Genomic DNA, 14,276 nt, shown 5'->3' with positions numbered 1-14,276 from the left:
GCTCAGCCGCTGCGATAGGCATCAGTAGCCGAGGGGGCCGGCAGGCTGCGCGAAATGCATCCGGACGGGATCGGAATAGCCGACGATCTGTACATCCGGCTTGACCTCTTCGCGATAACCGAGGCCGAATCGGATCACATACTGTTTGTATAGGGTCACCAGGGGAGCGGCCGCCAGGGCCGCCTGCATGGCGGTCGCATCTCCGATCGCGGTGATCGTGTAGGGCGGGCTATAGGTACGCCCGTTGAGCAGCAACGTGTTCCCGACGCACCGCGCTGTCGACGTTGCGATGATGCGCTGGTCCTGCATCTGGATCGCCTCCGCACCTGCACTCCACAGCGCGTTGAGGACGGCCTCGATGTCTTGCTGATGCACAACCAGATCGTCCGGGGACGCGTCGCGCGGGAAGCGGCCGTTGGCGTCGCGTTGCGCATCTTGAAGGGTTACCACCAGGCCCGGCCCATGGACCGGGTTCATCTCCGCCTCATCGGCCAGCTCGGCGGACCGCCGCTGCATGGCCGCCAACGCGGTATCCGGAGATCGGCCGTGCGTTGAGTCGATTCTGTTGGTCAGCACTTCGCGTTGCGCGTTGAGACGGTTCACCGATGCCTGGGCCTGACGAACGAGGTCGACCAGCCGCGGCGCATCACTGCGGCGGATCTCGGCACCGCCGGACACCCCGTGTGTGGCGGCCAGCAGCAGCCCCGCCAGCAAGCACACCAGCGGGACACCGAAACGCCACGGTGAGCGGCGTGGATCGATCATCGTGTCTCCGTTTCCCGGGCGGGGTGGTAGGTGGGTTAGTCTCGTAGCCAAGCCCCCAAACAAGGTATGCCTGCAGCTGCAACCGCTATCGTTGCACCCCATGCCGCTCACCGTCTTGTCGAGCTAGTCCCGAGATATCCCGAGGTAACAATGCCCAAGTCCAAGGTCCGTAAGAAGAACGACTTCACCGTTACCGCGGTGAGCCGCACTCCGATGAAGGTGAAGGTCGGACCTTCGAGTGTGTGGTTCGTCTCGTTGTTCATCGGTCTGATGCTGATCGGCCTTGTCTGGTTGATGGTGTTTCAGTTGGCCGCGGTCGGCAGCCAGGCCCCCGTGGCGCTCAACTGGATGGCGCAACTCGGTCCGTGGAACTACGCGATCGCGTTCGCTTTCATGATCACCGGTTTGTTGCTCACGATGCGCTGGCACTGATATCGGTCGGCGGAAATATGAATTCATATTCTGGTCGGGTCGTTACTGCCCCAGCAACTTTTTGGTGACTCAATCACATGCGTGTGATTCATCCCCACTGTTGATAGCGTCTGTGGATAACAGTGTCTGCAGTGGTCGGAGGGTCTAGGGGGAGCATGCAGCAAACAGAGTGGGCACCTCACCCGGCCGGAATCGCAGGTTGCGCAGCCGCCGGGGTGGTGATGGCTATCGCGTCTGTGACCTTGGTCACAGACGCGCCTGGGCGGGTCCTGACCGGGATTGCCGCAGTGGGTCTGATCTTGTTTGCGGGCGCCACATGGCGCGCGCGTCCAAAGCTGGCAATTGCCCCCGACGGCCTGGCCGTCCGGGGTTGGTTCCGGACGCAGCTATTGCGGCGCCCCGAGATCAAGATCATTCGGATTGCCGAGTTTCGCCGCTACGGCCGCCGGGTCCGGCTGCTCGAGATCGAAACGGTCAACGGGGGGCTCGTGATCCTGTCCCGTTGGGATCTCGGCACCGATCCGCTGGACGTGCTCGACGCGTTGACCGCCGCCGGCTACGCCGGTCGCCACCAAAGGTGAAACAAACGAGGAGTCGTGGCGCCCGCTTTAGGAGATGGTGATCGACTCGATGACGACCGGGTCGGTCGGCCGGTCGTTACCGTCGGTGGTCGTCGTGGAGATCGTGTCGACGACTCCTTGTGAATCGGGGTCGATCACTTCACCGAAAATCGTGTGGCGCCGGTTCAGGTGCGGAGTCTTGCCAACGGTGATGAAGAACTGCGAGCCATTGGTGCCCGGACCGGCGTTGGCCATCGCGAGCAGGTAGGGCTTGTCGAACTGCAGCTCGGGGTGGAACTCGTCGGCGAACTTGTAGCCGGGTCCACCGCGACCGGTCCCGGTCGGATCGCCACCCTGGATCATGAAGCCCTGGATTACCCGGTGAAAGACCGCTCCGTCGTAGAACGGGCCGGAGGGACCGCCTGATGCGTTCTGGGTCGAATAGTCTTTGGTGCCCTGAGCAAGGCCAACGAAGTTGGCGACGGTCTTCGGCGCGTGGTTTCCGAACAGGGCGATCTTGATGTCTCCGCGGTTGGTGTGCAGCGTGGCGGTAGCGGTCGCAATGGGGCTGTTGGTCACGGAGTCACAGTCTGCCATTGCGTCCGGGCCTGCCCGCACCGGGTGCCTGGATTGGACGGCCGGGCACGCCGTACCCGCGATGGTCCCGCTAGCGGGCTAATGATGGCAGTCTGTGGAGGTACGTGAGTGGCCCTGAGCTCGACCTTGGCCCGGACACAGGAAGGCGGCAGATGAGCGAGAAGGCGGAAACCCGGTTGACTCCACGGGAGCGACTAACCCGCGGCCTGACCTACTCTGCGGTGGGGCCCGCGGACGTGACCCGAGGCCTGGTCGGACTCGGGGTCCACTCCGGGCAGTCGACCGCGGCGGAGCTTCGTCGCCGCTACCGGGAGGGCCGGTTGGCCCGTGAAGTCGCTGCCGCCCAAGAAACGCTCGCTCAGGAGTTAGCCGCGGCGCAGCAGGTGGTCAGCAACCTGCCTCAGGCACTGCAGGACGCGCGCCGGACCCAACGTCGCGGCAAGCACCGCCCGTGGATCATCGCCGCAGTCGCCGTCGCGGTCGCGGTCCTGGCCGGCGGCGCCGTCGCATTCAGCCTGGTGCGGCGCTCGACGCGCCCGGACCCGTCGCCGCGCCCACCGAGCGTCGACGTGCAACCACGTCCCTAGGCGCGGGCCCGTCGGCCACCACCGCTAGACATTCATCGGTTGCCGCTTCAAACGCCACACCGGCGTCACGCTCGGACCCGAACGTCGCGCTGGCGGGGCGTTCGGCGCAACAGAAGTGGAGCCTAGGGGACTCGAACCCCTGACCCCCGCCTTGCAAAGGCGGTGCTCTACCAACTGAGCTAAGGCCCCTCTTCACAGCTCGCCATGTGACCAGGGGTCGGATCGGCCGCCACGTGCCAGACTTCGACACCGCGTCGCGACCGCGCTACGGCCGCCACCACCGCGATCACGGCCAGCGGCAACACGATTCTCACCCAACGTCTGGACGGGCACATGGTCGTGGGCCTAGGAGGACTCGAACCTCCGACCTCTTCGTTATCAGCGAAGCGCTCTAACCGCCTGAGCTATAGGCCCGTACTCGCGTACGGCCGAGCGACGAGATTACCGCAATCGCCGCCCGACTCTCAAAACACTAGTCCCGGTCGGCCAGGGTCACTTCGATGCCGCCGATCAGATCGGTGGTCAGGTTGTAGACGAACGCACCGATGGTGGCCAGTGCGGTCATCAGGACGATGTTGACCAAACCGATCAGGATCGCGCCGCCGAAGATGGTGCCGCTGGAGACGAGTTCGGCGCTGCTGCCGCTGGCGTTGTTCAACAGGTCACCGACGTTGCTGTTGAGTTTGGCCCACACGCCCATGCCGCCGAGCACCAGATACAGGAACGCGACCGTGATCATCCAGACGAAGAACAGCGCCACCGACAGCAACAGCGACACCTTCAACGTGCTCCACGGGTCGATTCGCCGGATCTGCATGCTGGCCCGGACTGGACCACGGGTGCGCCGCGACGACACCTGAACACGGGCATCCCGGGATTCGGAGGTGGTTGACCGGCCCGTGCCCGAACCGGCTCTCGATCCAGCATCCGCGGGACGGTCGGGCGCGGGCGGGCGCTGCGCGGCCCGCGGAATTGCGCCGGACAGATCGGGCAGCTCGCTGGCGTAGGCCTCGGCGGTGGGACCGTTGCCGCGCACCGGCGGGTCGGGCTCGGGCGGCGGGGTCCGGACGGAGCTGGCTGGGCCGGCCGCCGGTGCCGACGTGCCGGAGATGAAGCGGTTCAGCCGGGCGTCGGCGGCGGCGGGTGGGCTGGCTGGGCGCCCCTCCGGGTGCGCTTCTGGCGACTGACGATGTGGTGCTTGGGCGGGCCGGGCCCCAGCACGCTGCCACGGCGGCGAATCCCCGACATCCGGTAGCCGGCCCGGTCCGGTCGCTGCCCGGTGTGCACCGGCACGGTCGACCAAACTATCCCCATTCGGGCCGTCGCCCTTGTTGAGGGCGCCCGGCTCGTTCGGTGAAGTCAACCCCGACTCCTAACTTGTGTACCCGGCCGCTGGGTCTGTTTGCCCGATTCCTCCTCGGATCGCGATGCGACCCGCATCGTCATCGGGCTTGGGTCTGTTTGCCCGATTCCTCCTCGGATCGCGATGCGACCCGCATCGTCATCGGGCTGAGTCTAATTGTCCGGTTCCTCCGCGCCGTTGCCGTCCCCGGCATTGTCGTCGGCGCTTTCTTCGGCATTACGCGCGATGGCTAACAGTGTGTCGCCCTCGCCCAGGTTCATCAACCGAACACCCTTGGTTTGCCGCCCTGCCTTGCGGACCTGGCGCGCCGCGGTACGGATAACGCCACCCCCGGAGGTAATCGCGTACAGCTCGCTGTTGTCGTCGACAATCAACGCCCCGACCAACCGGCCGCGCCGGCGGTCGTACATGACGGTCAGTACGCCCTTGCCACCCCGGCCCTGCACGGGGTACTCCTCGATCCCGGTGCGTTTGGCATAGCCGCCGGACGTGCCGACCAGCAGGTAGGTGCCTTCCCGCACCACGTTCAGGGACAGCAGCCGGTCGTCGGTGTTGAATCGCATGCCCTGCACACCCGAGGTGGCCCGCCCCATCGGCCGCAGCGCCTCGTCGGTCGCCGAGAACCTGATCGACTGACCGTTGGCCGACACCAGCAGCAGGTCGTCGTCGGCCGAACACAGCACGGCGCCGACCAGCTCGTCGTTGTCGCGCAGGTTGATCGCCACGATCCCGCCCGAGCGGTTGGAGTCGAAGTCGGTCAGCCTAGACTTCTTCACCAGCCCGTTTTGGGTGGCCAGCACCAGGTACGGGGCATCCTCGTAGCCGCGGATCTGGATGACCTGGGCGATGCGTTCCTCGGGCTGGAAGGCCAACAGGTTGGCCACATGCTGCCCACGCGCTGTGCGAGACGCCTCGGGCAAGTCATAGGCCTTGGCCCGATACACCCGGCCCTGGGTGGTGAAGAACAGGATCCAATCGTGGGTCGAGCACACGAAAAAGTGCCGGACGATGTCGTCCTGCTTCAGACCTGCCCCCTGCACGCCCTTCCCCCCGCGTTTCTGGCTGCGGTACAGATCGGTCTTGGTGCGCTTGGCGTATCCGGTTTCGGTGATGGTCACCACGACGTCCTCGCGGGCGATTAGATCCTCGTCGCTGACGTCCCCGTCGGCCGCAATGATCCGGGTACGGCGGTCGTCGCCGTGCTTGTCCACGATCTCGGCGAGTTCGTCGCGCACGATCGAACGCTGCCGCTCGGGTTTGGCCAGGATGTCTTCCAGGTCGGCGATCTCGGCTTCGATCTTGGCCAGGTCGTCGACGATGCGTTGGCGCTCCAGGGCGGCCAGTCGCCGCAACTGCATATCCAGGATCGCCTGGGCCTGGATCTCGTCGATGTCGAGTAGCTCGATCAGCCCGGCCCGGGCGATGTCGACCGTTTGTGAGGCCCGGATCAGCGCGATGACCTCGTCCAGCGCGTCGAGCGCTTTGACCAGCCCGCGCAGAATGTGGGCCCGCTCGTTGGCCTTGCGCAGCCGGTAGGTGGTGCGCCGGACGATGACGTCGAGTTGGTGGTCGACGTAGTGGCGGATCAGCTGGTCCAGCCGCAGCGTGCGCGGCACCCCGTCGACGATTGACAGCATGTTGGCGCCGAAGCTGGTCTGCAGCTGGGTGTGCTTGTAGAGGTTGTTGAGCACGACCTTGGCCACCGCGTCGCGCTTGACCTCGACGACGATTCGCAGACCGACGCGGTCGCTGGACTGGTCTTCGATGTTGGAGATGCCGGCCAGCTTGCCGTCGCGAACCTGTTCGGCGATCGACGTGATGAAGTTGTCGTGGTTGACCTGATACGGCAACTCGGTGATGACCAGCGATGTCCGGCCGCGCGAATCTTCTTCCACCTCAACAACTCCGCGCATCCGGATGGAACCGCGACCCGTCTTGTAGGCATCAGCGATGCCTTGGGACCCGACGATCAGCCCGGCGGTGGGGAAGTCGGGGCCTTTGACCCGCTTCATGACGGCGGCCAGCGTCGCCTCTTCGTCGGCGTCGTGATTGTCCAGGGCCCAGAACACCGCCTCGGCAAGCTCGCGCAGGTTGTGCGGCGGGATGTTAGTGGCCATCCCGACCGCGATCCCGCCCGAACCGTTGGCCAGCAGGTTGGGGAACCGGCTGGGCAGTACCGTCGGCTCCTGCACCCGGCCGTCGTAGTTCGGTATGAAATCGACCGTCTCCTCATCGATTTCACGCAACATCTCCATCGCCAGCGGGGTGAGCCTGGCCTCGGTGTACCTCATCGCCGCCGGTGGATCGTTGCCCGGCGAGCCGAAGTTTCCTTGACCGTCGACCAGCGGGTAGCGCAGCGACCACGGCTGCGCCATGCGCACCAGGGTGTCGTAGATCGACGCGTCACCGTGCGGGTGGTAGTTGCCCATGGTCTCGGCCACCGATCGGGCCGACTTGGCATGGCTGCGATCCGGGCGGAACCCGGAGTCATACATCGCATACAGCACCCGGCGGTGCACCGGTTTGAGACCGTCCCGCACTTCCGGTAGCGCGCGGCCGACGATCACGCTCATCGCGTAGTCGATGTAGCTGCGCTGCATCTCCTGCTGAATGTCGACCGGCTCGATCCGATCGACCGAGTCGTCAGGCGGCAGCGTCGTGTCTGTCATCTATTCCTCGTTCGCAATCGCAACGCAAGACGCGTTAGACATCCAGGAACCGAACATCCTTGGCATTACGGGTGATAAAGCTTCGCCGCGCATCGACGTCTTCGCCCATCAGGATGGAGAACAGCTCGTCGGCGGACGCGGCGTCGTCGAGGGTGACTTGACGCAGCACCCGCACCGACGGATCCATGGTGGTTTCCCACAACTCCTTGGCGTCCATCTCGCCCAACCCCTTGTAACGCTGGATACCGTCTTCCTTGTTGATCTTCTTGCCGGCCTTCAGCCCCGCCTCGAGCAGACCGTCGCGTTCGCGGTCTGAGTAGGCAAATTCCGGATCACTGCGCTGCCACTTGAGCTTGTACAGCGGCGGCTGCGCGAGGAACACGTGGCCGTTCTCGATGAGCGGGCGCATGAACCGGAACAACAACGTCAGCAACAGCGTGGAGATGTGCTGGCCGTCCACGTCGGCGTCGGCCATCAGCACGATCTTGTGGTAGCGCAGCTTGGTGATGTCGAACTCGTCATGAATCCCGGTGCCCAGCGCGGTGATGATTGCCTGAACTTCGGTGTTCTTCAGCACCCGGTCGATGCGGGCCTTCTCCACGTTGATGATCTTGCCGCGCAGTGGAAGAATCGCCTGGAACATGGAATCACGGCCACTCTTTGCCGAACCGCCCGCCGAATCACCCTCTACGACATACAGTTCCGACTTCCGTGGATCGGTCGAACGGCAGTCGGCCAGCTTGCCGGGTAACCCACCAAGATCGGTGGCGCTCTTACGCCGCACCAACTCTCGCGCTTTGCGGGCTGCAATCCGGGCTTGTGCCGAGGACACCGCCTTGTTTACGACCACCTTCGCGTCCGACGGATTGGCCTCGAACCAGTGCGTGAGCTGTTCGTTGCAGACCTTCTGCACGAACGACTTGACCTCGGTATTGCCCAATTTGGTCTTGGTCTGACCTTCGAACTGCGGTTCGCTGACCTTCACCGAGATGACTGCGGCCAGACCTTCCCGGATGTCGTCGCCGGTGAGGTTGGGGTCCTTGTCCTTGAGCAGCTTGCGGTCCTTGGCGTACTTGTTGACCACCGAAGTCAACGCGCTGCGGAATCCCTCTTCGTGGGTGCCGCCCTCGTGTGTGTTGATGGTGTTGGCGAAGGTGTGCACCGACTCCGAATACCCAGCGTTCCACTGCATCGCGATCTCGACCTCATGCCCGGTCCCCTTGCCGGAGAAATCCACGATGCTGGCATGGATCGCGTTCTTGGTGCGGTTGATGTGCTTGACGAAGTCGACCAGGCCACCGGGGTAGTGGAAGGTGCGGCTCTTGACCTTGTGCGGTGCAGCGGATTCGGCTGCCCGTTCGCTTGCCGACTTGGGTGCCTCGGCGACGTCGCTGACCACTTCGTCGACGACTTCGGCTTGGGTCACCCGCTCGTCGGTCAGGTTGATGGTTAACCCCTTGTTGAGGAATGCCATCTCCTGCAACCGGCGAGCCACGGTTTCGAAGTCATATTCGGTGGTTTCGAAGACATCGGAATCCGCCCAGAACCGCACCGTGGACCCGGTCTTCTTGGTCGGCGCCCCTTGCTTGAGGCCCAGGGGCTCCGACTTTTCATAGACTTGCGACCACTCGTACCCATCGCGCTTGATCTCGACCTCGAGCCGCGTGGACAACGCGTTGACCACTGAAACACCAACGCCGTGTAAGCCACCCGATATCGCATAGGCATCGGAGTCGAATTTGCCACCGGCGTGCAGTTGCGTCATCACCACGTCGACGGTGGGTATCCCGGAGGCGTGCATAGCGACCGGGATGCCGCGGCCGTCGTCGGTGACCTCGACGCCACCGTCTTCGAGCATGACGACCTGCACCGTGGTTGCAAAACCGGCCATCGCCTCGTCGACCGCATTATCGACCACCTCCCAGATGAGGTGGTGCAAGCCGCGCTCTCCGGTCGAGCCGATGTACATACCGGGGCGTTTGCGGACAGCCTCTAGCCCTTCGAGAATGGTGATGGATGCAGCGCCGTATTCGTCTTGGGCCTTCTTCTTCTGGGCAGCCACGGTCCGAATACTCTCCTCGGGGTTGCATGCGAGCGGTTCAGTCACCGCAGCGGGTCGCACCCCACTCTACCGTCATCGCCTGTTGGGACCGATCTTCTGTGCGCGTTTCTACCCATCTGGGCGCGCCGTGCGCTCAATATCTTTCTTCCCGGCGCGTCCCGACGTCCGACATAGGGGTCCATTTCGTCCTGGCGGCTTTCAGGCCCCGGCCGCCGCGGCCTCGTCCCGGTGGTTCGATGTCCTACCCATAGGTGTCGCGTGGCCCCCGGCCGGCGATGTGACGCGGCCCCTTGCGCCAGGATGGTGCCGCCGGACCAGCAATCTTCAGCGATCGCACCACACCGTTGCCAACCGCGGCCGCGATCTTAGCCAGCAGTTGGGCTTGCATGATCCGCAACTGCGTGGCCCACGCCGTCGATTCGGCGGTCACGCTGAGCACCCCGTCATTCAGGGCCGTTGGGGTCGCATGTTCGGCGATCTGCTCGCCGACCACCGACGACCACTGACCGAGCACCATGCCCTCGGCGACGTGGAGGGACCACCCGCGTTTCTTTGCCAGCTCACGCGCCAGCCGGCCCAGCGGTTGCGGATCACGAACATCGGGTCCCGGGCCCGACCAGCTTCGCCGCTGTCCGGCGACGCGGCGCGGTGCGGGGAGCGCCGCCCGAGCGCGACCGGCGTCCTGTCCCCGCGCGCGGGCGGCAGCACGAGCCTCTTCCAGGGTGCGCCTGACCAAGTCAACACCCGGTGGCTCGCCGGATCGCTCACCTCGACCCTCGGGCCGGTCGGCTGCATCCGTCATGGCTGTACCACCGACACCGGTCCGGTCTCGCCGTCGCGCAGCTCGATATGCACCCGCCTAGCGTCCCAGCCCGCGGGGATGTCCTCCAGCACCGCCGCGGTCACCAACACCTGCTCCGCGGACTCGGCGACCGTCGCCAAGGCTCGACGGCGCATGGCATCCAGTTCGGCGAACACGTCGTCGAGCAACAACACCGGCTCGCTGCCGTCCGCCCGCAGCAATTCATAGGCCGCCAACCTCAGTGCCACCGCCAGGGACCACGATTCCCCATGGCTGGCAAAACCTTTGACGGGCTGGTCGCCGAGTCGCAACGCCAGGTCATCACGGTGCGGACCAACCAGGCAGACCCCACGCTCAAGTTCGGCGTCCCGGCGCGCCGTTAGCGCGGCCAACAACCCCGTTTCCAGAGATTCCCGGTCAACACCCATATGACCCGTTGCATCCATGCTGGCGCGGTAGCCGATCGACGCCGGCCGCGACTCCGGTGCTAGCAGCTGATATGCCTTCTCCACCTCCGGGGCCAACTGGTTCACCAACTCGATGCGAGCAGCCATCAATTCCGCACCATGTTCCGCCAACCGGCCGTCCCAGACGTCGAGGGTGTCCAACACACCCCGATCACCCCGGTACCGCGCACCGGCCGCCGACTTCAACAGCGCCGTCCGCTGCCGCAACACCCGGTCATAGTCGGCCCGTACCGCAGCGATAGCGGGTCTACGGACAACTGCCAGGTCATCCAGGTAGCGCCGCCGTTCGGCGGGATCCCCCCGAACCAGCCCCAGATCCTCCGGCGCAAACAACACCGCACGGAGGACTCCGACCACTTCGCGTGTGCTTCGGACGGGCGACCGATTCAACCGCGCCTTGTTGGCCCGCCCCGCTGCGATCTCCAGATCGATGGCGCATTCCCTGCCATCGTTCACGACAATCGTCGAGATCACCGCACGGTCAGCGCCCACCCGGATCAACGGTACATCGGTGCCCACCCGGTGTGAGCCAAGTGTCGTCGAATACCACAGTGCCTCAACGAGATTCGTTTTTCCGAACCCGTTGGGACCGACAAAGACCGTCCGCCCTGGATGCAACTCCAGGTCTGCGCATTCCCAGGACCGGAAGTCGCGCAGCCCCAACTGACGGACGTACACCTACCCTGGCGCCACGGTGCTCAACCCGGCAACCGAACCGGCATCAACAAATAGACGTAGTCTGTCGACACCGCGGGGAAGGGGCCCTTGCTGTCGGCTAAGCCAGCAACACCGTCATCGTCCTTCGACACTGGGCGCAACAACGCCGGCTTGCCCGGGGTAGTGAATCCAAAGGACACTCGCTCCGAGCGCAACGAATTCAAACCATCCGTCAGATAGGTCGGGTTGAACGCGATCGTCAACGGTTCACCGGCGTAATCGACGGCAAGATCTTCCTCGGCTCGTCCTACGTCATCGGCACCCGCAGACAGCCGTAGGGTGCCGTCGGCGAACTCCATGCGCACCTGCGCACCGCGGTCTGCCACCAACGCAACCAGCTTGATCGCTTCGGTCAACTCCGCCACGTCCATGGTGGCCACCGCGGTGTGTTCGGTCGGCAACAACTGCCGGAACTTCGGGAACTCGGCATCGAGAAGTCGCGTTGTGCTGCGCTTGCCGTTACCGCTGATACCGAGCAGCCCATCCTTGCCGACCGCCATCCCGGCGCCCAACGACAGCCGAACCTCGGTGCCGTCGATACCGGCTTTCGCGGCCTCGGCCAACGTCTTGGCCGGCACCAACACCGCTGTTTCGACGTCCGGCGACAACGCCGACCAGGTCAGTTCACGAACTGCCAGGCGAAACCTGTCGGTAGCGGCCAAAACCACGGTCGAACCGGAAATCTCGACCCGTATGCCGGTCAGCATAGGCAGCGTGTCGTCACGACCGGCCGCGATGGCGACCTGACTGATCGCCTCGGCGAACAATTCCGCAGGCAACAATCCAGTCTCTTCCGGCAACGTCGGCAGTGTGGGGTAATCCTCGACCGCCATCGTGGGTAGCGAAAATCTGGCGCTACCGCAGGTCAATGCGACCCGGTTGCCGTCGACATAAAAGTCGACGGGTTTGTTCGGCAATGCTCTGGTAATGTCGGATAGCAACCGGCCGGAGACCAAAACGCTTCCAGGAGAGGCAATTTCGGCGGCGATCTGTGCTTCCGCGGAAACCTCGTAATCGAACCCGGAAATCGTCAAGCCGTCATCCGAGCCGGTCAGCAACACTCCGGCGAGCACCGGCACCGCGGGCCTGGCCGGCAAGTTCTTGGCAACCCAGGACACCGCATCTGCGAAAGACTCTCGGACCAAACGAAATTTCAAGTCGGTGAGGCCAACTCTTGTCGTAGCCGCGTCCATTGCGCCCCTTCACCTCACGATGAGTTCGAATCCAGTGGCTAGCGCCCCGCTAGCGTGGGGACTCCCAGCGACGAACGCCGATGACGCATGACCCGCCACGACGACCGCAACGGCAGTCGAACAACAACCGTAGAGCTTCTCACGTCAACTTGAAAGCTAGTCGTTGACGGTGACAAGTCAGGCGCAGCGAGGTTGGCGGGCGATGCGTAGCGGGGTGTTCCCCAGCGCTGTGCTTCAAAGAACAAACAATGAAGAGATCTCAATAGCCGTATTAGGGCATGTGCAATCTGGGGACAACCCGGTCTTGGTGCAGGTTGGCGCGGGTCGCGGTTGTGGATGACGGTGCAGATGCTTGTGGGGGTGGGTGTTGGGACTGTGGGGATGAGAACCGGGTGTGCACGGAACTACCCGGGCGGTAGGAGTTGTCGGGTGGTTTGTGCACAGTGGTGCCCACAACGCGCGTGCGTGGCTGGTGTGACTTGAGAGAGAGAAGTTTTTTGGAAAATTGTTCGGAAGAAGATCTCGTTCAGCGCTTGGAGCGCTGGCGGATGCGAGTGGTGAGTTCTTTGACGTGATCAAAGACCTCACGGCGTTCGGCCATCTCGGACAGGATCTTGCGTTGGGCGTACATGACCGTGGTGTGATCGCGGCCGAACGCCTGGCCGATCTTGGGCAACGAGAGATCGGTGAGCTCACGGCACAGGTACATCGCAATCTGCCGTGACTGAGCCAGTGCTCGGGTCTTACCCGGCCCGCGGAGCTCTTCGACCGTGGTGTCGAAGTATTCGGCGGTGGCGGCCATGATGGTGGCCGCGCTGATCTGCATGGTGGTGGCATCGGCGATGAGGTCGCGAAGCACGATCTCGGCCAGCGCCTTGTCGATCGGCGTCTTGTTCAATGAGGCAAACGCGGTGACTCGGATCAGCGCGCCCTCGAGTTCGCGGATATTGCGTTCAATGCTGCTGGCGATGAGTTCGAGGACATCGTCGGGCACCGCGAGTCGCTCCATCTGTGCCTTCTTGCGCAGGATGGCAATGCGGGTCTCCAGCTCAGGGGGCTGTACGTCGGTGATCAGCCCCCACTCGAAGCGCGTCCTGAGCCGGTCTTCGAGGGTGGCGAGCTGTTTGGGCGGGCGGTCGGATGAGATGACGATCTGCTTGTTGGCGTTGTGCAGCGTGTTGAAGGTGTGAAAGAACTCTTCCTGGATACCCTCTTTACCTTCGATGAACTGGATGTCATCGACGAGCAGCACATCGACGTCGCGGTAGCTGCGTTTGAAGGCAACCCGGCGGTCGTCGCGCAGCGAGTTGATGAAGTCGTTGGTGAATTCCTCGGTGGAGACGTACTTGACCCGCATGCCCGGGAAGAGTCGCTGGGCGTAATTCCCCGCCGCGTGGAGGAGGTGCGTCTTGCCGAGCCCGGACTCACCCCAGATGAACAGGGGGTTGTAGGCGCGGGCAGGTGCCTCGGCGATTGCCAGGGCCGCGGCATGTGCGAATCGATTGGAGGCGCCGATGACGAACGTATCGAACGTGTACCGACGGTTCAGGCTGGTTCCGCCGGGTGTGGCTGAATCGGTGCTGTGCGGACGTTCGGTGAAGTAACTCGGCCAACTCTGCTGAGCACCATCGAGGGGTGCACCGTTGTCCTCGATCTCGTCGACGTCGTTGGTTGTGTCCGGTGACGCGACGGCGGGATCCTCGGACAGTGGGTCGGCTGGCGGGAACGCGCCGTCGCTGGTTTCGTCGGTCGAGGCGGGAGCAATGCGGACCCCGAGTTGTATTTGGTGCCCGAGTCGTCGGCTGAGCGCGTCGGTAATCGGGGTACGCAGATGACGTTCAATCTCGTTTTGGACGAAGCTGCTCGGCACCGACAGCAGAGCGAACCCCTCGACGATGGTCAGCGGTTGGACAAGATTGAGCCAGGCTCTTTGCTGGGGGGTCAGCGGAGTGGTGAGGGTAGCGCCATTGCCGGGTCCGCCGTCAGCCTTGGGGTCGCCGTTAAGTTCGGAGACAACCGCGTTCCACACGGTGGTGAAACCTGAACCGGGGTCATCGGTCAA

12 protein-coding genes and 2 tRNA genes are annotated in these 14,276 nt (G+C 64.1%); 3 read left to right on the top strand and 11 right to left on the bottom strand.

The features are described 5' to 3' along the window. Positions 1 to 21: 21 nt before the first annotated feature. Positions 22 to 765, bottom strand: coding sequence for a DUF881 domain-containing protein (locus AADZ55_RS00070; protein WP_085326581.1), 744 nt, complete (start codon positions 763 to 765; stop codon positions 22 to 24). 150 nt (positions 766 to 915) lie between these two features. Between AADZ55_RS00070 and crgA the strand changes: the two genes are divergently transcribed. Continuing rightward, complete coding sequence (crgA, locus tag AADZ55_RS00065) at positions 916 to 1,197, top strand: cell division protein CrgA (protein WP_085326580.1); 282 nt, start codon at positions 916 to 918, stop codon at positions 1,195 to 1,197. A gap of 155 nt (positions 1,198 to 1,352) precedes the next feature. Beyond that, entirely contained in the window at positions 1,353 to 1,778 is a 426-nt protein-coding gene (locus AADZ55_RS00060; protein ID WP_085326579.1) for a PH domain-containing protein, read from the top strand. A 27-nt stretch (positions 1,779 to 1,805) separates the two neighbouring features. On the opposite strand, the gene ppiA is transcribed toward AADZ55_RS00060, so the two are convergent. Continuing rightward, positions 1,806 to 2,354: a peptidylprolyl isomerase PpiA gene (gene ppiA, locus AADZ55_RS00055; protein WP_085326578.1), complete on the bottom strand. Its 549-nt coding sequence runs from the start codon at positions 2,352 to 2,354 to the stop codon at positions 1,806 to 1,808. 152 nt (positions 2,355 to 2,506) lie between these two features. Between ppiA and cwsA the strand changes: the two genes are divergently transcribed. Further along, positions 2,507 to 2,941, top strand: a complete 435-nt coding sequence (cwsA, locus tag AADZ55_RS00050; protein ID WP_085326577.1) for a cell wall synthesis protein CwsA — start codon at positions 2,507 to 2,509, stop codon at positions 2,939 to 2,941. A 116-nt stretch (positions 2,942 to 3,057) separates the two neighbouring features. Here cwsA and AADZ55_RS00045 read toward each other — a convergent pair. The 9 genes from AADZ55_RS00045 to dnaA all read right to left on the bottom strand — a co-directional run bounded on the left by AADZ55_RS00045 (position 3,058) and on the right by dnaA (position 14,276). After that, a tRNA-Ala gene (locus AADZ55_RS00045) sits at positions 3,058 to 3,130 on the bottom strand. A 151-nt stretch (positions 3,131 to 3,281) separates the two neighbouring features. Continuing rightward, positions 3,282 to 3,355 (bottom strand) — tRNA-Ile (locus AADZ55_RS00040). Positions 3,356 to 3,413: 58 nt separating this feature from the next. Continuing rightward, positions 3,414 to 4,304 (bottom strand): DUF3566 domain-containing protein, encoded by an 891-nt coding sequence (locus AADZ55_RS00035; protein ID WP_085326576.1) that lies wholly within the window; start codon positions 4,302 to 4,304, stop codon positions 3,414 to 3,416. A 152-nt stretch (positions 4,305 to 4,456) separates the two neighbouring features. After that, positions 4,457 to 6,973, bottom strand: coding sequence for a DNA topoisomerase (ATP-hydrolyzing) subunit A (gene gyrA, locus AADZ55_RS00030; RefSeq protein WP_085326575.1), 2,517 nt, complete (start codon positions 6,971 to 6,973; stop codon positions 4,457 to 4,459). 34 nt (positions 6,974 to 7,007) lie between these two features. Beyond that, the gene (gene gyrB, locus AADZ55_RS00025) at positions 7,008 to 9,035 is read right to left on the bottom strand and encodes a DNA topoisomerase (ATP-hydrolyzing) subunit B (protein ID WP_085326595.1); all 2,028 of its coding nucleotides are present in this window, start codon (positions 9,033 to 9,035) and stop codon (positions 7,008 to 7,010) included. A 241-nt stretch (positions 9,036 to 9,276) separates the two neighbouring features. Beyond that, on the bottom strand, positions 9,277 to 9,837 hold the full coding sequence (locus AADZ55_RS00020) for a DUF721 family protein (protein WP_085326574.1): 561 nt from the start codon (positions 9,835 to 9,837) through the stop codon (positions 9,277 to 9,279). Then, complete coding sequence (gene recF, locus AADZ55_RS00015) at positions 9,834 to 10,982, bottom strand: DNA replication/repair protein RecF (protein WP_085326573.1); 1,149 nt, start codon at positions 10,980 to 10,982, stop codon at positions 9,834 to 9,836. Before recF ends, AADZ55_RS00020 begins: the two co-directional genes overlap by 4 nt. Before the next feature lie 20 nt (positions 10,983 to 11,002). Then, positions 11,003 to 12,214, bottom strand: coding sequence for a DNA polymerase III subunit beta (dnaN, locus tag AADZ55_RS00010; RefSeq protein WP_085326572.1), 1,212 nt, complete (start codon positions 12,212 to 12,214; stop codon positions 11,003 to 11,005). A 526-nt stretch (positions 12,215 to 12,740) separates the two neighbouring features. After that, a complete protein-coding gene (gene dnaA, locus AADZ55_RS00005; protein WP_085326571.1) occupies positions 12,741 to 14,276 on the bottom strand; it encodes a chromosomal replication initiator protein DnaA in 1,536 nt (511 codons plus the stop codon).

This window comes from Mycobacterium decipiens, assembly GCF_963853665.1.
In the GTDB taxonomy this organism is placed as follows: domain Bacteria; phylum Actinomycetota; class Actinomycetes; order Mycobacteriales; family Mycobacteriaceae; genus Mycobacterium; species Mycobacterium decipiens.
The sequence above is the reverse complement of the archived record's forward strand: the minus strand, read 5'-3'. Positions and strand labels throughout refer to the sequence as shown.

Bases quoted from the DNA above. Each gene is read 5' to 3' on its own strand.
- AADZ55_RS00070 (WP_085326581.1), bottom strand. From the start codon at position 765: ATGATCGATCCACGCCGCTCACCGTGGCGTTTCGGTGTCCCGCTGGTG.
- crgA (WP_085326580.1), top strand. From the start codon at position 916: ATGCCCAAGTCCAAGGTCCGTAAGAAGAACGACTTCACCGTTACCGCG.
- AADZ55_RS00060 (WP_085326579.1), top strand. From the start codon at position 1,353: ATGCAGCAAACAGAGTGGGCACCTCACCCGGCCGGAATCGCAGGTTGC.
- ppiA (WP_085326578.1), bottom strand. From the start codon at position 2,354: ATGGCAGACTGTGACTCCGTGACCAACAGCCCCATTGCGACCGCTACC.
- cwsA (WP_085326577.1), top strand. From the start codon at position 2,507: ATGAGCGAGAAGGCGGAAACCCGGTTGACTCCACGGGAGCGACTAACC.
- gyrA (WP_085326575.1), bottom strand. From the start codon at position 6,973: ATGACAGACACGACGCTGCCGCCTGACGACTCGGTCGATCGGATCGAG.
- AADZ55_RS00020 (WP_085326574.1), bottom strand. From the start codon at position 9,837: ATGACGGATGCAGCCGACCGGCCCGAGGGTCGAGGTGAGCGATCCGGC.
- dnaN (WP_085326572.1), bottom strand. From the start codon at position 12,214: ATGGACGCGGCTACGACAAGAGTTGGCCTCACCGACTTGAAATTTCGT.